Origin of the sequence: Paraburkholderia sp. J41 (genome assembly GCF_905220235.1) — a bacterium.
Classification (GTDB): domain Bacteria; phylum Pseudomonadota; class Gammaproteobacteria; order Burkholderiales; family Burkholderiaceae; genus Paraburkholderia.
This window is the reverse complement of record NZ_CAJMZE010000005.1, coordinates 103,861-123,244: the sequence shown is the minus strand read 5'-3', so window position 1 is coordinate 123,244 and position 19,384 is coordinate 103,861. Positions and strand designations below refer to the sequence as shown.

Sequence of the window (19,384 nt, the reverse complement as noted above, 5' to 3'; positions counted from 1 at the left end):
CGTGCGGCAAATCTTACAGCGCGCCGCGAAGTCACGCGCCAGGAATGGCCGGACGCAGGCGAGCGCCGCCGTTAGCATGCCTTACTATGCGTGCGGGCTCTATCGGAAAGGGCTGAATACGCGGAAAAACCGGAGGAAAGCGAGCAGGAGTCGATGCGCGGCCAGCGAGTTTTCGCCGGCCGCGTGGTGAAGCGGATTACATGGCTTCGCGATAACGCGCTGCCGGTTGCGACTGCGCTACGTTTGCGAACATGGCAAGACGCGCCGCATCGTAGTCGGCGAATTGCTGTGCGTCGGGCAACGGCGGAATGGTGACGGTTTCGCGGCGATCGTAGCCGACCAGCGCGGCGTCCACGAGATCGCCCACTTCCATCACGCCGCTGAGCGTATTCACGTCCACGCCCGCGTGCGACCAGATTTCCGTGCGCGTGGCGGCGGGCAATACGGCTTGCACATAGACGCCCTTCGGCCCGAGTTCGAGGTGCAGCGACTGCGAGAGATAAAGCACGAACGCCTTGGTCGCGCCATACACGCTCAACCCGAATTCGGGCGCGAGGCCCACGACCGAAGCGATGTTCACGATCGAGCCTTTGCCTTCGCGCACGAAGCGCGGCGCGACGGAGGCAGTGAGGCGCGCAAGGGCGCTCACGTTGAGATCGATCAGTTCACCGACGACCTTCGGACCTTGATCGAGAAAACTGCCCGGCGCAGCCGCGCCAGCGTTGTTGACGAGCACGCCGATGCGCGCGTCGTCCGCAAGACGGGCTTCTATTTGCGCGAGATCGGCGGGCGCCGCAAGGTCGGCGCGCACGATATCGACGTTCACGCCATCGCGCTCGCGCAAACGCGCCGCAAGCTCCTCCATGCGGCCACGGTTGCGCGCCACGAGCACGAGATCGTGGCCGCGCTTCGCGAAGCGATCCGCATAAACAGCACCGATACCCGTGGATGCGCCGGTGATCAGAACAGCAGGCCGAACAGCCATTTCGATTCTCCTTGTGAGTTCCATTTACATGATGAACGTCATGTAAATGGAATGATGATGATCGTCATGTATAATGTCAAGCATTCGGTTGCACGATCTCGGAGAAAACAATGAGGGTCAGTCGCGAGCAGGTGGCGATCAATCGCCAGAAGATTCTCGAAGCGGCGAGCCGGCTGTTTCGCGAGCGCGGTTATGACGCGGTGACCGTTGCCGATGTGATGAGCGCGGCCGGTCTCACGCACGGCGGTTTTTACGGCTATTTCAAATCGAAGGATGAATTGATCGCGCACACGCTCGATCACGTTTATTCGCAAGGCGACGACAGCGCGATCAATCTCTCGCGGTATGCGGCGAGTTATCTATCGCGCCAACATTGCGACAACGTGGCGCTCGGTTGCCCTACCGCTGCGCTCGCCGCCGAAACGGCGCGGCAAACGCCGGAAGCGCGCGCGGCAATGGCAGCGGGGTTGGAGCGCCAGATCGAACGGTTCTGCGCGGGAATGAAAGGTAACGATGCCAAGGCGGCGCGGCGCGCGGCCATTGGCGGCTGGTCGGCCATGGTGGGTGCGGTGGTGCTCGCGCGCCTGTTCGACGACCCCGCGTTGTCGGATGAAATACTCGAAGCCACGCGCCAATGGGTCGACGAGCGTAAAAGCGGATAAACGATTCACGCAAAACCTTATTGCTCGCGCAGCAACAAAAAAGCCCGCGTCTTTAACGCGGGCTTTTTCGTCTGGTACTAACGCGATCTAATACGGGCTTGATGCGGTTTTGATTCGGGGCTTAGTGCGCGTTATAAACCGGCGGCGAATAGCTGCTCACCGCGCCGTCCGAACGGAAGCCGCTTTGCGACGAGCCGCTCGTCGAAGGACCATAGCCGCTGGTTTGCGCGGCAGCCACGCCGTTCTGCGCATTCACGCGCGCTTCGGCCTTCTGGATGTCTTCCGGGTAATAGACGTTGTTCGCGGACGGATGATAGCCCGCTGCTTCGAGTTGCGAAAGTTCGGCGCGCACCTGAGCGCGCGACACGGGGCCATTGGAGCCTTGCGCCTGGGCGAACGACAATGCGGGGACGGCAAACACGGCGGCGACGGCAACAGCCTTGATGAGCGACTTCATGATTTACCTCCAATAACTTGATTGATTCGGTGCAGCGTTTTTTCCTGCTCCGTTGATGACAAGTTTAGGAAGGCAGCGCCAGCAGATAAATGTCCAGATCGCGAATTCACTGTTTTCGCAAAACGGATAATCACGCCGACGTATAAGCTTTTAACTATCGGAGATATAGCGCAAGTCCGCAACGCATTGTTTCGCTTTGGAGCATGATAGCGATTCCGACTACTCGGACTCATAAAGAGGGGACAACGATGGCGACCTGGAAGCCCGATCCGACCTTTTATCCTTCCGCGCGCATGGCCGGCGACGCACCGCCCGAAACGCTGGCGTACGTGGCGAGTTTCGATCCCACGCGCACGGTGCCCGATTCGCTCGACGTGGTGGATCTGGACCCGCGTTCGGCCGAATTCGGGCGCATCGTCCATCGTTTGCCCATGCCCAATATCGGCGACGAGCTTCATCATTTCGGCTGGAACGCATGCAGCTCGCATCTGTGCCCCAATGCGCCGCACGCGCATACGGAGCGGCGTTATCTCGTCGTGCCCGGCTTGCGCTCGTCGCGCATTCATATCGTCGACACGAAACCCGATGCGCGGCGCCCTCGAATCGTGCGCGTGCATGAACCCGAAGCCGTCGCGCAGCGCGCCGGTTATACGCGCCCACATACGGTGCATTGCGGGCCGGATGGCATTTACGTGACCGCACTCGGCAACGCGCAGGGCGAAGCGCCGGGCGGCATCTTCCTGATGGATCACGAGAGTTTCGACATACTCGGCCAATGGGAAATCGAACGCGGCCCGCAACAACTCGCTTATGACGGCTGGTGGCATCTCGGCTATGACACGCTCGTGACGAGCGAGTGGGGTTTGCCGCCGACGTTCGAGAACGGACTCGTGCCTGACGTGCTATTCGGCGGCCAATATGGGCATCGCCTGCACTTCTGGGACTTGCATACGCGCCGGCATAAGCAAGTGCTCGATTTCGGCGCGGAGAATCAGCTCGTATTCGAATTGCGGCCGGCGCACAATCCCACTCGCCCCTATGGCTTCGTGAATTCGGTCATCAGCCTGAAAGATCTTTCCGCGTCGATCTGGCAGTGGTATCTGGACGGCGACCAATGGGCGGCGCGCAAGATCATCGAAATTCCGGCCGAGCCTGCCGATCCCGAGCATCTTCCGCCAATGCTCAAGGGCTTCGCCGCCGTGCCGCCGCTCGTCACCGACATCGCGCTTTCGCTCGACGACCGCTTTCTCTACGTAGCGTGTTGGGGCACGGGCGATTTGCGCCAATACGATGTTTCGGACCCCGAACATCCCCGCCTGGCCGGTTGCGTGCGCGTGGGCGGCATCGCGGCGCGCGCCGCGCATCCGTTCGCGCCCGAACGCGCGTTGAACGGCGGCCCGCAAATGGTGGAAGTGAGCCGCGACGGCCGCCGCGTCTATTTCACCAACTCGCTCTATGGCGCGATCGACGAGCAGTTCTATCCGCAAGGTATCGACGGCTGGATGGTGAAACTCGATGCCGGCGAAAACGGCGGACTGGCATTCGACGAACGCTTTTTTATCGACTGGCCGAAGTCGCATCGGCCTCATCAAATACGGCTCGAAGGCGGCGACTGTTCATCGGATTCGTACTGTTACCCTTAAAGCCCGGAGCGTCGCATGAACGCACTCTTCGGCGCGAACTGGACCGCGTGGGCGGCGGTGGCGGGAAGCGGCATTTTTCATGGCGTGAATCCGGCCATGGGCTGGCTTTTCGCCACCGCGCTCGGCTTGCAGCGCGGCAGCCGCCGCGCGTTGCTGCTCGCGCTGCCGCCCATCGCGCTCGGGCATGCGGCGTCCATATTGCTGTTCACGAGTTTCGCCGCCGCGATTGGCGCGTATGTGCCCGGCGCGGCGCTGCACTGGAGCCTGGGCGCATTGTTGATCGGCTGGGCGGCGTGGCAGCATGCGTATGGGCACCGTCACCGGGTGCGCGTGGGCATGACGGTGGGCTTCGCCGGGCTGGCCGCGTGGTCCGCGTTGATGGCCACGATGCACGGCGCGGGGCTCATGTTGATGCCCGCCATGTTGCCGCTTTGCGGCGGCGGCTTCGGCAGTTTGCGCGGCGCGAGCGATACGTTCGCCGTATCGCTCGCCTTCACCGCGCTGCACACGCTCACGACGCTCGCCACCACGGCCGCGATCGCGTTGCTCGCTTACGAGTATCTCGGGCTCGGCGTATTGAGGCGCGGCTGGATCAACTTCGACTGGCTTTGGCGCGGCGCGCTGGTGGCCACCGGCACGTTGATGATCGCGACCGCTTGAATCACGCACCATTCACGCGCGGTTCGTGATTCGCTCGCGGTTCGTGACTCAGGCTTGCGCCGGAAAATCGGCACCGATGCTCGTATCGCGCCACGTATCAATATCGGCGAGCGCCGCGCGCAAACGCTGCGCCACCGCGTCGACGCCAAACGCGCCCAGCACGAGATGACGCGGCGGCTTTTCGACTTCCGTGATGCGGATCATCGCGAGCGCGGCGCGCTTGGGATCGCCGGCCTGCTTGCCGCTATTTTCGGAAGTGCGCTGCATACGCGCCGTCACCGTTTCCGCGTAATCGTCGATATGGCTGGGCGTTTGCACGAGCGAGCGGCCCGCCCAATCGGTGCGGAACGGTCCCGGCTCAACACAGGTCACGTCGATGCCGAGCGGCTCGACCTCGATTTGCAAAGCGTCGGAGAAACCCTCCACCGCGTGCTTCGTGGCCGCGTAATACCCGGACCCCGGAAAGCCGACCAGCCCCGCCACCGACGTGATATTGATCACATGCCCCTTGCGGCGCGCGCGCATGCCGGGCAGCACGGCCCGCGTCATGGCGAAGAGGCCGAACACGTTCGCGTCGAACTGCGCGCGAATCTTTTCCTCCTCGCCCTCTTCGATCGAGCTTTGATAACCGTAGCCGGCGTTGTTGACGAGCACGTCGATTGCGCCGAACTGCTTTTGCGCGGCATCCACCGCCGCCGCGATCTGCGCCGAATCGGTCACGTCCAGCGAAACGCGCAGCAAGCGGTCGCCGGCCTCGGGGGCGAGATCGTCGAGCGTCGACTTGTTGCGCGCGGTCGCGACGCAACGCCAGCCGCGCGCGAGCACGGCGAGCGCCAGTTCCCGGCCGAAGCCGGTCGAACAGCCGGTGATGAACCACACCGGCGATGCGTTGTTTGAATCGACAGACATGGAATAGCCTCGCGTAAAAATGGCAGACGTGGCTGCCGAAAGCGAAAATCGAAAGGCAAGTGGAAGGCGCCGGAGATGGCAACGCGGCGCACGCGATCATGATAGCGGCCACGCGCAATTCCTGCTCCAGGGCCAGCGCGAGCGGCGTGTCCCATGTACCATACGGCGCTTGACGCCACACGCGCACTGTTCATTCGCATTGTTCACATTGATAAAACGATCATTCGCCGGAGAAGAACCCCGATGTCCACCGCTACCGAGCACGAAACCACCACCGTCACCGCCGCAGCGCTGCGCGCGCTCGAAGCCCGCTACGGCATGCCGTGGAATGCGCCGCTGCCCGCCTGGAACGCCACGCTGGACACGTTGCTCGCGCATCGCTCGGTGCGCAATTACGCCGACCGTGCGCTGCCCGCGGGCACGCTCGAAACGCTGATTGCCGCGGCGCAGTCGGCGTCGACATCGTCGAATCTTCAGACATGGAGCGTGGTGGCGGTCGAAGACCCCGAGCGCAAGGCGCGTCTTTCCGCGCTCGCGGCGAATCAGTCGCAAGTGCGCGAGGCGCCTATCTTTCTCGTCTGGCTCGCCGATCTCGCGCGCCTCGAAGCGGCCGGCGAACGCAACGCCACGGGCATCGAAGGACTGCATTATCTGGAGACGTTCATCGTCGGCATGATCGACGCCGCCCTGGCCGCGCAAAATGCCGTGGTGGCGCTCGAATCGCTCGGCATGAGCGCGGTGTACATCGGCGCGATCCGCAATCACCCGGAGCAGGTGGCCGCCGAACTCGGACTGCCGCCGCGCGTGATGCCGGTGTTCGGCATGTGCGTGGGCTACCCCGACGAAACGCGCCCCGCGCAAGTGAAGCCGCGTCTGCCGCAACCGGTCGTGCTGCATCGCGAACAATACAACGCGCCTTCGCAAGAAGCGTCCATCAATCAGTACGACGAAGTAACGCGCGCGTTCCAGACGAGCCAGGGGCAAACCGCGGCGGGCTGGACCTCGCGTTCGCTCGCGCGCTGGCGCAGCCGCGAATCGCTGCACGGCCGCGATCGTCTGCGCGCCGCGCTCAACGCACTGGGCTTCGAATTGCGCTGAAGGGCGCAAACGCTATGAGGAGATGCAAATGAAAGTTGCCGTGATGGGCGCGGGCGCGGTGGGCTGTTTTTACGGCGGCATGCTCGCGCGCGCGGGACACGAGGTCGTGCTGATCGGCCGTGCGCAGCACGTGGAAGCGATCGCGCGCGAAGGTCTGCGCCTCGAGGCGCAACAATTCGACGAACGTATCGGCGCGCCCCGTCTCACCGCAAGTACGGAAGCCGCGGCCGTGGCCGGCGCGCAACTCGTGCTGTTCTGCGTGAAGTCCACCGACACCGAGAGCGCGGGCGAGTCGATCAAGCCGTATCTCGGCGCGCAAACGCTCGTGCTCACGCTGCAAAACGGCGTCGATAACGCGGACCGCCTGCGCGGCGTGATCGCGAACGAGGTGGCCGCCGCCGTGGTGTACGTGGCGACGGAAATGGCCGGGCCGGGCCATGTGCGCCATCACGGACGCGGCGAACTCGTGATCGAGCCTTCGAGCGCGAGCGCAAGCGTGGCGCGCGCACTCATCGAAGCGGGCGTGCCCACGGACATTTCTCCGAACGTGCGTGGCGCGCTGTGGGCCAAGCTCATCGTCAACTGCGCGTACAACGCGCTTTCGGCGATCACGCAACTGCCCTATGGCCGGCTCGTTCAAGGCGCGGGCGTCAACGCGGTGATGCAGGACGTGTTCGACGAGTGCGTGGCCGTGGCGCGAGCCGACGGCGTGGCGCTGCCGCCCGAGATCGAAGGCGCCATCGAACGCATTGCGAAGACCATGCCGGGACAGTATTCGTCGACGGCACAGGATCTCGCACGCGGCAAGCGCAGCGAGATCGCCCATCTCAACGGTTATGTCGTGGCGCGCGGGACGGCGCTCGGCGTGCGCACGCCGGCGAACCGTTTGCTGCAAACCCTTGTGCGCCTTGTGGAAGACAAAGCGCACGGCACAATCTAGCCCGCGAACAAGCCGGACGGTTGCGGGGGCAGCTTCACACGGAAGATCGTGAAGCGCCCCTTGCGCGGATAGCCGTTCGAGAAATTATTGAGTTCGTGCAAATGCGAATCGGCGAAGTAGAGATAATTGTTTTGGAGTGCGAATCCATCGGCCCATGACACGCGCTCGGGTTCGTTGACCAGCGTGCGTTGTTCGAGCGCCGGTTTGCCGTTGCGTTGCACCACCTTGAACGCCACCACCGTGCGCTTTTCCAGATCGCCGCCATACAGCGTGCCGTCCGCGCCCATCAGCAGCCCGCCCGTGAGCGCGTGTTCGCCCAAATCCTGCACGCGCTGCGCAAGCGCCGCGGGCGAAAGCGTTTCGTCGATCAGCGCCGCAACCGGCACGCGCCAATAGTGATGATCGGTGAGCGGCCGGTAATACACCCAGTTGCGGTGCGGCGAAATCGCAATGCCGTCCGTTTGCAGCACGAGCACGCTGCCGTCCGGTTTTCGCGCGATGCGCTCGCCGAACATCAGATGCTCCCTGGGATCGGAAACGCTCGATCTATCGCCCGCCAGCACGAGCCGCGACTGCCCGTTGCTCAACTGCACCACGACAATGCCGCCTTGATTGCCCGCATTGCTGATAAACGCGTAACCATGCGTGAGATCGATGCGCACATCGTTGATCGAATCCTTCGGCGTGACGCTGTGCTCGAACGTGTAGACCCGCACGACTTCGCGCTTGTCGATGTCGAACTGAACGAGTTTGGGCGGCTGTTTGCCTTGATCGACGGAAGGCAACGAAGAATCCAGCACCCACAACCGGTCGCGCTCGTCCACCCATAACGCCTGCACGGAAATCCACTGCCGCTCTCCCGGCAACTGCGGCCGGTAATCGTTCCAGGCGGAATCGGGAAACGGCGTGAGGTTGCCCGTGCGCGTGTCCACTTCCACGAGGCTGTAGCGCGAGCGTTTCGCCGAGGAAGGCGCCGTTGCGAACACCCGGCCCGTGCGCGTCACGCCGATGCCGACCAGCCTGAAATCGTCACCGAAGGTGGCCACTGTTTCGAGTTTCGGCGCCGCGTTGGCAGCGTGAGACGTGGCGGCCAGCAGCATGGAAGGCCGCACGACGGCACCGCACGCGACAGCTCCGAGCGACGCGATGACGCGTCGGCGTGCGCGGAGGCGGAAGGGATCGACTCGCATGCTCTCTCCTCGGGAACGGCTCTTTATTAGTGTAGAGCCCAGACCGGCTGCATGCGGAGCGAATGTCGTGCCCAGACTTTTCGCCGGGCTTTCCACGTTATCTAACGATATGGCACTAGTAAGTTTCCAGGTGCAGGCGCCCTTCACGTTTGAGGCGCTCCCATAACGCCTCCCACGCCATGCCGTGCGTTTCCGCAATTTGCTGCAAGCTCTGTAACACGCCGTCCTCCATGCCCTTCAAGCCGCACACGTAGATATGCGTGTTGCCGTCCTTGAGCAGTTGCGCGACATCCACGGCGCGTTCGCGCAGCACGTCTTGCACATAGCGTTTCGGCTGCCCAGGCGTGCGTGAAAACGCCAGATTCGTGTCGATGAAATCCTTCGGCAAATTCATCAGGGGTCCGAAGTACGGCAACTCCTGCTGCGTGCGCGCGCCAAAGAACAGCATGAGCTTTCCCGTCGCGCCCTTGAGCCTGCGGCGCCGCCGGTATTCGGTCATCGCCCGCATCGGCGCCGAACCGGTGCCCGTGCAGATCATCAGCAAATGCGAGTTCGGATGGTTCGGCATCAGAAACGTATTGCCGAACGGGCCGAGCACGCTCACCGTGTCGCCCTTTTTTAAATCGCACAGATAGTTCGAGCACACGCCGTCGGTGGCGTTGCCGCCGTGGTCACGCGTCACGCGCTTCACAGTGAGCGAAACGTTGTTATAACCGGGCCGTTCGCCGTCGCGCGGACTCGCGATCGAATACTGGCGCGCAGGGTGCGCCCGGCCTGCCGCCGTCGATCCCGGCGGCAAAATGCCGATCGACTGACCCTCGAGCACAGGGAACGGTGTCGCGCCGAAATCGAGCACAATGTGATGGATATCGCTCTGCGTTGCGTCGTCCGTGAGCCGATAGTTGCCGACCACGGTGGCGGTGGTGGGCGCCTTGTGCGTGTAGAGATTCACATAAGGGCGCGCCGCCGACCACGGCGGCACTGTCGAACCGCGCACGAGATCGGAGCCCGCAACGGCGGATTCCGCCGCTCCCGCAGTCGCTTCGGATGCGGCGTTTTCCGCAGTCAGCGCTTCCCCCGGCGCATTGACGGAGGCGCTTTGCGCCGGCAATTCATCCCACGTCAACTGTTCGTCGACGCTGTACGCATCGGCCTTGAGCACGTTGCGCCAGTTGTCGATCGCGCCCGTCGGGCATGGCGGCACGCACGCCATGCAGCCGTTGCAAATATCGGCCTTCACCACATAGTTATTGCTGTCGTGCGTGATTGCGTCGATCGGACACGTTTCCTCGCACGTATTGCAGCGTATGCAGATTTCAGGGTCGATCAGGTGTTGCCTGAGAATTTCCACGGGAACCGGACCGTTCATGCTATGTCTCCGCTGCGGTCGCCATTGCCTCGACTCACTCGCCTTAACGCCACCGCAATATTTCAGTTAAAGCGAACATATTCAAAATCCACCGGCTGCCGATTGATGCCCATGGCCGGCGGCGCGATCCAGTTGGCGAACTTGCCCGGTTCGATCACGCGCCCCATCAGCGAAGCAACGTATGCGCGATCTTCCGGCGTGGGCAGCCATTTCGCCTCGTTCGCGGCCCATTCGCTTTCGCCCAGCACGCGGCCGTCCGGCGACACGCGCACACCCGCGAACGTGCCGATCTGCCGATTGAACGCCTTATGCGGCACGCTCAGGCGAAAGTCGATGCCCGCCTTTTCGAGCACCTTGTTCCAGCGGTTCACGCCCGCAACCGAATCCTTGATGTAGTCGTCGCGCAGCACTTCGTTCATTGCGTTGAGCATGGGCACTTCGCGCTCGACCAGCTTGCCGTCCTGCACGTCGAGCAGGCGATATTGCCGGCCTTCGAGTTGATGATCGTCGTCGCGCTTCGTCTCCTCGTAGCGGCCCTTGAGTCCGGCGCTATAGAACGTGGCCGCGTTCGACGAGTGGTCGGCGCCGAAAAGGTCGATCGTCACCGAGTAATGGAAATTGAGGTAGCGCTGAACCGTTTCGAGGTCGATCACGCCCGCGGCGCGCAGCTTGTTCACGTCGTCGGTCCTGAGTTCGTTCATGGCCTGTGCGGTACGTTGCACGACGCGCGATATGCCCGATTCGCCGACGAACATATGATGCGCCTCTTCAGTCAGCATGAATTTCGTGGTGCGCGCGAGCGGGTCGAAGCCCGATTCCGAAAGCGCGGAAAGCTGGAATTTGCCGTCGCGATCGGTGAAATAGGTGAACATGAAAAAGGCGAGCCAGTCCGGCGTTCTCTCGTTGAATGCGCCGAGAATACGGGGATTGTCGTCGTCGCCCGAGCGTCGTTCGAGCAATGCTTCGGCCTCCTCACGACCATCGCGGCCGAAGTAGCGATGCAGCAAGTACACCATGGCCCACAGGTGGCGGCCTTCTTCCACGTTCACCTGGAAGAGGTTGCGCAAGTCGTACATCGAAGGCGCGGTAAGCCCGAGATGCCGCTGCTGCTCGACCGAAGCGGGCTCCGTGTCGCCTTGCGTGACGATGATGCGGCGCAGGTTCGCGCGATGCTCGCCGGGCACGTCCTGCCACGCCGCTTCGCCCTTGTGAGCGCCGAAATGAATCTTGCGATCCGCTTCGCCCGGCGTGAGAAAAATGCCCCAGCGGTAATCCGGCATCTTCACGTGATCGAAGTGCGCCCAACCGCCCGCGTCCACGCTCACGGCCGTGCGCAGATACACGTCGTAGCCGTGCGAGCCGTCCGGTCCCATATCGCCCCACCACGAGAGAAAGTTGGGCTGCCATTGTTCGAGCGCGCGTTGCAGCGTGCGATCGTCGGCGAGATTGACGTTGTTGGGAATCTTTTCGCTGTAATTGATAGTGGACATTTCGGTTCCTTGCGGCAGGTTCCAGCGCCGCGTCGAAGGCGGCGTGTCGATGAAATTCGATGGGACGTATGCGTGGCGCGCGCGATATGAATCAAACGCGCGCGACGTCGAACTGCGCCTTGCTGCCCTTGCCGTACACCTTGAGCGCGCCCTTTTCGCCCACGGCGTTGGGGCGGTTGAAGATCCAGTTCTGCCACGCGGAGAGCCGGCCGAAAATGCGCGTCTCCATCGTCTCGGGACCGTTGAAACGCAGATTCGCTTCGAGCCCCGTAAGCGCATCGGGCGACATGGCCGCGCGTTCTTCGAGCGCAAGGCGGATTTCGTCGGGCCAATCAATATCGTCGGGCGATGCCGTCACGAGACCAAGGCGCTCCGCTTCGACCGCCTTCACCGGTTGACCGATTTTCTCGCGCACGGCCTCCAACGGTTCGGATTCCTCATAGAATCTTCGCTCAAGCCGCGACTGGCGGCTCACCATCGGATAGAGGCCGAAGTTCGCCTCGGAAAGCGTGATGGCCGGTTCCTCGTCCTCGTTCGCCGGCAGCGCGGCGATATAGGCGCGGTCCGCGGCGAAAGCGAATTCGGCGAACGTGCCCGCGAAACACGAACCCGGCTCGATCAGCGCGAACAGCGAACGCGACGAAACGTCGATGCGCGCAAGCGTGCGGCGCAGCATGCCGATCGTCTCGCGCACGAACCAGTGACCGCGGTGCGCGAGAAGTGCGGCGTCGGCGGCAAGCACGTTTCGCGCGTCGCCTTCGGTCTTGAGAACCCAGGTGCCGATGTCGAGTTCGTTCGTGCGCAGGCAAAGAATTGCGTCGTCGAGTTCGCGCGCGAATTGCAGCGGCCACCACGAAGCGCCCGCATCAAGGATGGATTCGATATCGGATGCCGGCGCCGTCGCGGGGGCTTTCGCCGTGATGGTCGCAATGCGCTTGATGCGGTCAATGGTGACATCGACGTTCGCGTAGCTCAGGCCGTTGTCGTGTTCGACGCGCTCCAGGCGCGGGAGCGCGATGCCTTTCGCGTCGGCGGGACGATCGCTTGTCTGCGCCAGTTCGAGCGCGCGTGCCTGTACGGCCTGGCCGAACTGATTCGGCTTCACCACGTGATCGACAAGACGCCATGCCTTGGCGCGCTCGCCGCGAATGCCTTCCACCACGGTGCAGAAAATGTCGGCGCGATCGTGGCGCACCTTGCGCTTGTCGGTCAGGCGAGTCAGACCGCCGGTGCCGGGCAGCACGCCAAGCAGCGGCACTTCGGGCAGCGCCACCGACGAAGATCGGTCGTCCACCAGCATGATTTCATCGCAGGCGAGTGCCAGTTCATATCCGCCACCCGCACATGCACCGTTCACGGCTGCAATAAATTTCAGGCCCGAATGGCGCGACGAGTCCTCGAGGCCGTTACGCGTTTCGTTGGTGAACTTGCAGAAGTTGACCTTCCACGCGTGCGTGGAAAGTCCGAGCATGAAAATATTGGCGCCTGAGCAGAACACGCGTTCCTTGAGGCTCGTCAGCACGACCGTGCGCACTTCCGGGTGTTCGAAACGGATGCGCTGGACGGCGTCGTGCAGTTCGATATCGACACCCAGATCGTAGGAATTGAGCTTCAGCTTATAGCCGTCGCGGATGCCGCCGTCCTCGGCAATGTCGATGCCCAGCGTCGCAACGGCGCCGTCGAACGTGAGTTTCCAGTGCCGGTATTGCGAGGGATCGGTGCGGTAATCGACCCGTTGGGCAACGGCCTGTTGAGGGACGGCCTGTTGAGGGACGACCCGTTGAGGGGCGACGGTATCTGCGGCCATGAGCGTCTCCTGATGTGCATTCGTTAAATGAACGATAGTGCAACATCAAACTCATGTAAAGCACTTTAATGCATTTTACTTCCGGTCGCGGGTAAACGTAGATGCAGTAAAACGCTGTTGCGGTACTTCAGTCGATACGCGGCGCTTCCGCGCCCAGCCGGGCCGCCAGACGGTCGCGCAATTGCAGATAGGTGTCGGCGAGCGTTCTTTCGCTCGTGTCGAACGTCATGTCGGCGCGCCCATACAACTCGGCGCGACCGGCCAGAATGCGCTTGAGGTCGTCCATCGCCTCGCTGTTCCCGGACATCGGCCGCAAATCCCCCTGCGCCACGACTCGGCGCATGTGCTCCTCCGGCGTCGCCTGGAGCCAGACCGTGAAGCAGTGCGCGAGCAACGCGTTGAAGGTGGCCGGTTCGGAAACGAGGCCGCCGGGCGAGGCGATCACGGCGCGCGGATGCTCGGCGATCACCGCTTCCAACGCGCGCTGCTCGTAGCGGCGGTAGGCGCTCGCGCCGTAAAGCGAATGAATTTCCGATGGCGGGCAACCGGCCAGTTGCTCGATCACGCGGGTCAGCTCCACGAACGGCACTTTCCGCTCCTGCGCGAGCATGCGGCCGAGCGTGGATTTGCCCGCGCCGCGCAGGCCGACCAGCGCGATGCGGTCGTTGCGATGCGGGTCGGCGGGCGCTTGCGAAAACATCTCCGAAAGCGCGACGCGCGCGCGCTGCAAGGTTGCGGGATCGCGCCCTTGCAGGAGTTCGCGAATCAACAGCCAGTCGGCCGACGAGGTCGTCACGTCGCCGATCACCTCGGCAAGCGAGCAGTTCAGCGTGGCCGCGATCTGGCGCAGCACGAGCACCGACGCATTGCCCACGCCGGATTCGAGATTCGCCAGATGCCGCTCAGAAAGTCCGGTTTCCGCCGCCAGCGCCTTGCGCGTCATGCCGCGCCGCGCCCGCAGCAATCGCACGCGCTCGCCCATTGCAGTCAGAAAAGGATCGCGTTCTGCTCGCTCGCCGCGTGCGGCTTCGTCGTCAGCATCGACGGGCGGCTCGGCAACGTAAGTTTGCTTCATCTTTCAAGACCTCTCATCGCGATTTTATGTACTATAGTGCTTGACATGCACTTTCCGAACGGCTAATTTTCGGCCAAAAGCGCAGTCCACGACAAATATCAATTTGTTCACGCCGCCGCAGCGATCGCGATGGGCGGCAGTTGGCGGCGCCCCACAACCGCACAGGCAGTTTGATTCATGCCTGCGCGATCTCAGCTTGCCTGACTGAACACCGCGCCGAACGCCGGCGACGGATCGACCGGAGACACGCATGTCGCCTCAAGACTTCGAGCGCCTGATTGCAGGCGTGACCGCGCAAATCGCCGATCGACCGCTCGATGATGCACTGGACGCATGGCTCAACGCCACCTGGCCGGATGGCAGTCCCACTTTCGAAGCACTTGCCGAAGCCTGCCGCGCCGGCGTGACCGACGGTTGGCTCTGCAACCGCGAGGCCGGCGGCCTGCGCTACGGCCGCATCTTCAAGGCACTGCCCGCGACACATGGCTTTTCCGTCGACGTCGTGAACATGAAAGATATTGCCGGTCCTCATCACGTCCATCCGAATGGTGAAATCGACCTGATCATGCCGGTCACGGCCGGCGCGACGTTCGACGGAAGGTCCGCGGGATGGTGCGTCTATGGCCCAGGCACTGCGCACCGGCCGACCGTCGCGAACGGCGAGGCACTGGTGCTTTACCTGCTGCCGCAGGGTGCAATCGAGTTCAGCAAGGCGGCATGAACTGTTTTGCATGACTGGTGCAATCGGCACTGACTATGCCGCGATGCATAACCTGCACTCTCGCGCGCCACTGCCGGTGCATTTTGCTTCCTGACTTGCTTTTCGTATCGCCGACGAGGCCCACGCATGACTTCCCTGCTTCCCAATTACGTTACTGGCCGCTGGATCACCGGCAGCGGCCCCGCCACCGCGCTCACCGATCCCGTCACGGGCGAAACGCTTGTCGGCGTATCGAGCGGCGGCCTCGATCTCGCGGCGGCGTTCGATTTCGCACGCACGACGGGCGGCGCAGCAATGCGCGCGCTCAGCTACGCGCAGCGCGCTGCCAGGTTGGGAGAAATCGTCACGGTGCTCCAGGCGAACCGCGACCGCTATTACGACATCGCGCTCGCGAACTCCGGCACCACGCGCAACGATTCGGCCGTGGATATCGACGGCGGCATTTTCACGCTCTCGCATTACGCCAAACTGGGCGCTTCGCTCGGCGACGCTCGCGCGCTGCGTGACGGCGAACTCGCCTCGCTCAGCAAGGACCGGAGCTTCAACGTGCAGCACGTGCTCGTGCCCACGCGCGGCGTCGCGCTTTTTATCAACGCGTTCAACTTTCCTTCGTGGGGCCTCTGGGAAAAGGCCGCGCCCGCGCTGCTCTCCGGCGTGCCGGTGATCGTCAAGCCCGCCACCGCCACGGCGTGGCTCACGCATCGAATGGTCGCGGATGTCGTCGAGGCCGGCATTCTGCCCGAAGGCGCGCTTTCCATCGTTTGCGGCAGCGCGGCGGGCTTGCTCGATCAGGTCGCGCCGTTCGACGTTGTGTCGTTCACGGGATCGGCAAAGACGGCGGCCACATTGCGCAAACACGCGGCGTTCGTCGAGCGGGGCGCACGCCTCAACGTGGAAGCGGACAGTCTCAACAGTGCGATCCTATGCGCCGATGCCGCGCCGGGCACTGAGGCCTTCGAGATGTTCGTGAGCGAAGTCGTGCGCGAAATGACGGTGAAATCCGGGCAAAAATGCACGGCAATCCGGCGGGCTTTCGTTCCCGAGGCGTATCTCGACGCGGCCGTTGCCGCCCTCACCGCGAAGCTCGCGAACGTGCGCGTGGGCAATCCGCGCAACGACGGCGTTCGCATGGGCTCGCTCGTGAGCCGGGAGCAACTCGACCACGTGCGCGAAGGCATTGCGGCCCTGCGCGAGGAAGCGGAACTCGCGTTCGACGGCTCCGCCGCGGCGCTCATAGACGTTGATCCCCAAGTCGCTGCCTGCATCGCGCCGCATTTGCTCATCATGAGGAATCCTGACAATGCCAGGCGGCTTCACGACGTCGAGGTATTCGGTCCGGTCGCCACGCTCGCACCGTACACAGTGCGCGACGGCGCGCTGCCGGAAGCCCATGCGATAGAACTCGCGCGTCGCGGCCAGGGATCGCTCGTTGCTTCGATCTACGCGAATGCCGATACGCATCTGGCTCGCGTTGCGCTCGAACTCGCCGACACGCATGGACGCGTACACGCGCTTTCGCCCGCCGTGCGGCAAACGCAGACAGGACATGGCAACGTCATGCCGATGTCGCTGCACGGCGGCCCCGGGCGCGCAGGCGGCGGCGAAGAACTGGGCGGCGTGCGCGCATTGGGCTTCTACCACCGGCGCGCGGCAATTCAAGGTTCGAGCGCCGCGCTCGATCTGCTCGCCGATGCGGGACTTCAAGCGCCACAAGATAATCAGCATTCCTGATCGACATAGCACGAACACGACTCAACATAAACTCGACGACGAGCGGCAAGCGGCAAGCGGAAAACAGCACGAGGCACGCATCACGCAGCGCCGGCGCCATGCGATCGAGGCAGGACACAACGGAGACATTATCGTGGAAACCCAAACAGCGTCGCTGGAACAAGCCGCCGCTTCGGCGGTGCTCCCTGTTCAAGCCGCGGAACCGCCGCCCGCGCAATTCAATTTCGCCAGCCATCTTTTCGCGCTGAATGCCGCACGCGCCCAAAAACCCGCGTATATCGACGATAACGGCACCGTCAGCTATTCGGAACTCGAAGCCTTGGCGAAGCGCTGCGCAAGCGCATTGCGCGCCTTGGGCGTTCACCCCGAAGAGCGCATCCTGCTCGTGATGCTCGACACGGTCGAATTGCCCATTGCCTTTCTCGGCGCACTTTACGCGGGCATCGTGCCCGTGGTGGTCAATACGCTGCTCAAAGCCGACGACTATCTCTACATGCTCACGCATAGCCGCGCGCGCATCGTGATCGCCTCTGGCGCAGTGTTGCACACGGTGAGCGCGGCGCTCGATCAGGCCGCGTGCGAAGATTGCGAACTCATCGTTTCACAGCCCGTTCCGAACGAAGCGAATGCCCCCAGCCGAAACACGCGCGTGCTTGCCGATCTGATCGCCAACGCCGAACCCGCACTGCGCGCAGCGCCAACCGGTTGCGACGACATCGCGTTCTGGCTTTACTCCTCGGGCTCGACGGGCAAACCCAAAGGCACGGTGCATACGCACGCCAATCTTTACTGGACCGTCGAAACCTATGCGAAGCCCATACTCGGCATTCGCGAAAGCGACGTCGTTTTTTCAGCGGCTAAATTGTTTTTTGCCTACGGGTTGGGCAACGGACTGACGTTCCCGCTTTCCGTTGGCGCCACGACCGTGCTGATGGCCGAACGTCCCACGGCGGAGGCGATATTTGCGCGTCTCGTCCAACATAAGCCGACCGTGTTCTACGGCGTGCCCACGCTTTACGCAAGCATGATGGCGTCGCCGAATTTGCCCGCGCGCGCCGACGTTGCATTGCGCGTATGCACGTCGGCGGGAGAAGCGCTGCCGCGTGAAATCGGCGAGCGCTTCAACCACCATTTCGGCAGTGAAATACTCGACGGCATTGGTTCGACGGAAATGCTGCACATCTTTCTCTCGAATCGCCCCGGCGAAGTCGAATATGGCACCACGGGCCGCCCCGTGCCGGGCTATGAAATCGAATTGCGCGACGAAACAGGCCAGCTCGTGCCCGACGGCGAGATCGGCGACCTCTATATTCGCGGGCCGAGCGCGGCCGTCATGTATTGGAGCAATCGCGAGAAATCGCGTGCAACGTTTCTGGGCGACTGGGTACGAAGCGGCGATAAATACCGGCGCTTGCCGAGCGGCGCCTATCTCTATGCGGGCCGCAGCGACGACATGCTCAAGGTGAGCGGTCAGTATGTTTCGCCGATCGAAGTGGAAATGGTTTTGATGCAGCACGCAGCCGTACTCGAAGCGGCCGTGATAGGCGTGGATCAGGCCGGACTCGTCAAAACCTGCGCGTTCGTCGTGCTAAAACGCGAAGCGCAAGAAGTGCCGCCCGAAACGCTTGTCGACGAATTGAAGGCGTTCGTGAAGTCACGGCTCGCACCGCACAAATATCCGCGCGATATTCTTTTCGTGGACGATCTGCCGAAAACGGCAACGGGTAAAATTCAACGTTTCCGTTTGCGTCAGCAGCTTCAACCTTGATCGTCACCATGACTCAAAGCGAATTTGCCCTGCTTCCGGCCACTTCGGCACGCGAGGCATTGCGCATCGAATACCGATGGATCGGCGCGGCGCCGAAAGACGCGCCGCTTGCCGTGTTCCTGCACGAAGGACTCGGCTCGATTGCGATGTGGAAAGACTGGCCCGCCGCGCTATGCGAGCGGCTCGGCATGCGTGGACTCGTCTATTCGCGGCCGGGCTATGGACGCTCCACGCCGCGCGCGCATCACGAGAGATGGCCCGTCGATTTCATGACGCACCAGGCGCGCGACATCTTGCCGGCATTGCTGGACGTGCTGGGCGTTGGCGGCGACGAACGCGCACGCATGTGGCTCGTCGGCCATAGCGACGGCGCTTCCATCACGCTGCTTTATGCGGCCTCCTTTCCCGACTCACTCGCGGGCGCGATTGCCATTGCGCCTCATGTATTCGTCGAGGACATCTCCGTCGAAAGCATTGCCGCCGCGAAAGTGGCATACGAAACGACTTCGTTGCGCGACAAGCTGATGCGCTATCACGACGATGTCGATTCCGCGTTCTACGGCTGGAACGATATCTGGCTCGCGCCCGCGTTCCGGTCGTGGAATATCGTCGATGCGCTTCGCACGATACGCGCACCGCTTCTGGCCGTTCAGGCGCACGACGATCACTACGGCACCATGGCGCAGGTCGAGGCGATCGGCACGGCCGTTCCGCATGCGCAAGTGAACGCACTCGATCGCGGCGGCCACTCGCCTCATCGCGACGCGCCCGAATTGCTCGACAACGTCATCGAACAGTTCGTAGTTTCGCAGCGCCAGTCCGCCGGTTAAGCCAGTTAAAAAAACACCGCTCATTGCGCACCGCCCGCGTGCGCAAAAT

17 protein-coding genes are annotated in these 19,384 nt (G+C 62.9%); 9 read left to right on the top strand and 8 right to left on the bottom strand.

Annotated features, from left to right (window positions below; genetic code table 11):
* Window positions 1-196: 196 nt before the first annotated feature.
* Window positions 197-985, bottom strand: coding sequence for an SDR family oxidoreductase (locus tag U5805_RS07095; protein ID WP_322102744.1), 789 nt, complete (start codon window positions 983-985; stop codon window positions 197-199).
* 110 nt (window positions 986-1,095) lie between these two features.
* Between U5805_RS07095 and U5805_RS07090 the strand changes: the two genes are divergently transcribed.
* On the top strand, window positions 1,096-1,647 hold the full coding sequence (locus tag U5805_RS07090; protein ID WP_322102743.1) for a helix-turn-helix domain-containing protein: 552 nt from the start codon (window positions 1,096-1,098) through the stop codon (window positions 1,645-1,647).
* Between the two features lie 121 nt (window positions 1,648-1,768).
* On the opposite strand, the gene U5805_RS07085 is transcribed toward U5805_RS07090, so the two are convergent.
* Entirely contained in the window at window positions 1,769-2,104 is a 336-nt protein-coding gene (locus U5805_RS07085; RefSeq protein ID WP_322102742.1) for a DUF4148 domain-containing protein, read from the bottom strand.
* 248 nt (window positions 2,105-2,352) lie between these two features.
* Here U5805_RS07085 and U5805_RS07080 point away from each other — a divergent pair, with 248 nt between their 5' ends.
* A complete protein-coding gene (locus U5805_RS07080) occupies window positions 2,353-3,747 on the top strand; it encodes a selenium-binding family protein (RefSeq protein ID WP_322102741.1) in 1,395 nt (464 codons plus the stop codon).
* 15 nt (window positions 3,748-3,762) lie between these two features.
* Window positions 3,763-4,407 (top strand): hypothetical protein, encoded by a 645-nt coding sequence (locus U5805_RS07075; protein WP_322102740.1) that lies wholly within the window; start codon window positions 3,763-3,765, stop codon window positions 4,405-4,407.
* 48 nt (window positions 4,408-4,455) lie between these two features.
* Here the strand turns inward: U5805_RS07075 and U5805_RS07070 are convergent, their stop codons facing one another.
* Window positions 4,456-5,316, bottom strand: a complete 861-nt coding sequence (locus U5805_RS07070) for an oxidoreductase (protein WP_322102739.1) — start codon at window positions 5,314-5,316, stop codon at window positions 4,456-4,458.
* A gap of 243 nt (window positions 5,317-5,559) precedes the next feature.
* Here U5805_RS07070 and U5805_RS07065 point away from each other — a divergent pair, with 243 nt between their 5' ends.
* Together U5805_RS07065 and U5805_RS07060 are read left to right on the top strand one after the other, a co-directional pair.
* Window positions 5,560-6,414 carry an NADPH-dependent oxidoreductase gene (locus U5805_RS07065; protein ID WP_322102738.1) on the top strand — a complete coding sequence of 285 codons (855 nt, stop codon included), beginning with the start codon at window positions 5,560-5,562 and terminating at the stop codon, window positions 6,412-6,414.
* Between the two features lie 28 nt (window positions 6,415-6,442).
* A complete protein-coding gene (locus U5805_RS07060; RefSeq protein WP_322102737.1) occupies window positions 6,443-7,354 on the top strand; it encodes a 2-dehydropantoate 2-reductase in 912 nt (303 codons plus the stop codon).
* On the opposite strand, the gene U5805_RS07055 is transcribed toward U5805_RS07060, so the two are convergent.
* The 5 genes from U5805_RS07055 to U5805_RS07035 form a co-directional block, all read right to left on the bottom strand.
* Entirely contained in the window at window positions 7,351-8,466 is a 1,116-nt protein-coding gene (locus U5805_RS07055; protein WP_322102736.1) for an L-dopachrome tautomerase-related protein, read from the bottom strand. The genes U5805_RS07060 and U5805_RS07055 overlap by 4 nt on opposite strands.
* 193 nt (window positions 8,467-8,659) lie before the next feature.
* Complete coding sequence (gene boxA / locus U5805_RS07050; RefSeq protein WP_322102735.1) at window positions 8,660-9,913, bottom strand: benzoyl-CoA 2,3-epoxidase subunit BoxA; 1,254 nt, start codon at window positions 9,911-9,913, stop codon at window positions 8,660-8,662.
* A 62-nt stretch (window positions 9,914-9,975) separates the two neighbouring features.
* Window positions 9,976-11,403 carry a benzoyl-CoA 2,3-epoxidase subunit BoxB gene (boxB, locus tag U5805_RS07045; RefSeq protein ID WP_322102734.1) on the bottom strand — a complete coding sequence of 476 codons (1,428 nt, stop codon included), beginning with the start codon at window positions 11,401-11,403 and terminating at the stop codon, window positions 9,976-9,978.
* A 91-nt stretch (window positions 11,404-11,494) separates the two neighbouring features.
* Window positions 11,495-13,210, bottom strand: a complete 1,716-nt coding sequence (boxC, locus tag U5805_RS07040) for a 2,3-epoxybenzoyl-CoA dihydrolase (protein ID WP_322102733.1) — start codon at window positions 13,208-13,210, stop codon at window positions 11,495-11,497.
* 127 nt (window positions 13,211-13,337) lie between these two features.
* The gene (locus U5805_RS07035; RefSeq protein WP_322102732.1) at window positions 13,338-14,285 is read right to left on the bottom strand and encodes a helix-turn-helix transcriptional regulator; all 948 of its coding nucleotides are present in this window, start codon (window positions 14,283-14,285) and stop codon (window positions 13,338-13,340) included.
* A gap of 250 nt (window positions 14,286-14,535) precedes the next feature.
* Between U5805_RS07035 and U5805_RS07030 the strand changes: the two genes are divergently transcribed.
* The 4 genes from U5805_RS07030 to U5805_RS07015 all read left to right on the top strand — a co-directional run bounded on the left by U5805_RS07030 (window position 14,536) and on the right by U5805_RS07015 (window position 19,335).
* Window positions 14,536-15,006, top strand: a complete 471-nt coding sequence (locus U5805_RS07030) for a DUF4863 family protein (protein WP_322102731.1) — start codon at window positions 14,536-14,538, stop codon at window positions 15,004-15,006.
* 126 nt (window positions 15,007-15,132) lie between these two features.
* Entirely contained in the window at window positions 15,133-16,737 is a 1,605-nt protein-coding gene (locus tag U5805_RS07025; protein WP_322102730.1) for a 3,4-dehydroadipyl-CoA semialdehyde dehydrogenase, read from the top strand.
* Between the two features lie 133 nt (window positions 16,738-16,870).
* On the top strand, window positions 16,871-18,505 hold the full coding sequence (locus U5805_RS07020) for a benzoate-CoA ligase family protein (protein ID WP_415914548.1): 1,635 nt from the start codon (window positions 16,871-16,873) through the stop codon (window positions 18,503-18,505).
* Window positions 18,506-18,513: 8 nt separating this feature from the next.
* The gene (locus tag U5805_RS07015) at window positions 18,514-19,335 is read left to right on the top strand and encodes an alpha/beta hydrolase (protein WP_322102729.1); all 822 of its coding nucleotides are present in this window, start codon (window positions 18,514-18,516) and stop codon (window positions 19,333-19,335) included.
* Window positions 19,336-19,384 lie beyond the last annotated feature (49 nt).

Bases quoted from the DNA above. Each gene is read 5' to 3' on its own strand.
- U5805_RS07095 (WP_322102744.1), bottom strand. From the start codon at position 985: ATGGCTGTTCGGCCTGCTGTTCTGATCACCGGCGCATCCACGGGTATC.
- U5805_RS07090 (WP_322102743.1), top strand. From the start codon at position 1,096: ATGAGGGTCAGTCGCGAGCAGGTGGCGATCAATCGCCAGAAGATTCTC.
- U5805_RS07085 (WP_322102742.1), bottom strand. From the start codon at position 2,104: ATGAAGTCGCTCATCAAGGCTGTTGCCGTCGCCGCCGTGTTTGCCGTC.
- U5805_RS07080 (WP_322102741.1), top strand. From the start codon at position 2,353: ATGGCGACCTGGAAGCCCGATCCGACCTTTTATCCTTCCGCGCGCATG.
- U5805_RS07075 (WP_322102740.1), top strand. From the start codon at position 3,763: ATGAACGCACTCTTCGGCGCGAACTGGACCGCGTGGGCGGCGGTGGCG.
- U5805_RS07070 (WP_322102739.1), bottom strand. From the start codon at position 5,316: ATGTCTGTCGATTCAAACAACGCATCGCCGGTGTGGTTCATCACCGGC.
- U5805_RS07065 (WP_322102738.1), top strand. From the start codon at position 5,560: ATGTCCACCGCTACCGAGCACGAAACCACCACCGTCACCGCCGCAGCG.
- U5805_RS07060 (WP_322102737.1), top strand. From the start codon at position 6,443: ATGAAAGTTGCCGTGATGGGCGCGGGCGCGGTGGGCTGTTTTTACGGC.
- boxA (WP_322102735.1), bottom strand. From the start codon at position 9,913: ATGAACGGTCCGGTTCCCGTGGAAATTCTCAGGCAACACCTGATCGAC.
- boxB (WP_322102734.1), bottom strand. From the start codon at position 11,403: ATGTCCACTATCAATTACAGCGAAAAGATTCCCAACAACGTCAATCTC.
- boxC (WP_322102733.1), bottom strand. From the start codon at position 13,210: ATGGCCGCAGATACCGTCGCCCCTCAACGGGTCGTCCCTCAACAGGCC.
- U5805_RS07035 (WP_322102732.1), bottom strand. From the start codon at position 14,285: ATGAAGCAAACTTACGTTGCCGAGCCGCCCGTCGATGCTGACGACGAA.
- U5805_RS07030 (WP_322102731.1), top strand. From the start codon at position 14,536: ATGTCGCCTCAAGACTTCGAGCGCCTGATTGCAGGCGTGACCGCGCAA.
- U5805_RS07025 (WP_322102730.1), top strand. From the start codon at position 15,133: ATGACTTCCCTGCTTCCCAATTACGTTACTGGCCGCTGGATCACCGGC.
- U5805_RS07015 (WP_322102729.1), top strand. From the start codon at position 18,514: ATGACTCAAAGCGAATTTGCCCTGCTTCCGGCCACTTCGGCACGCGAG.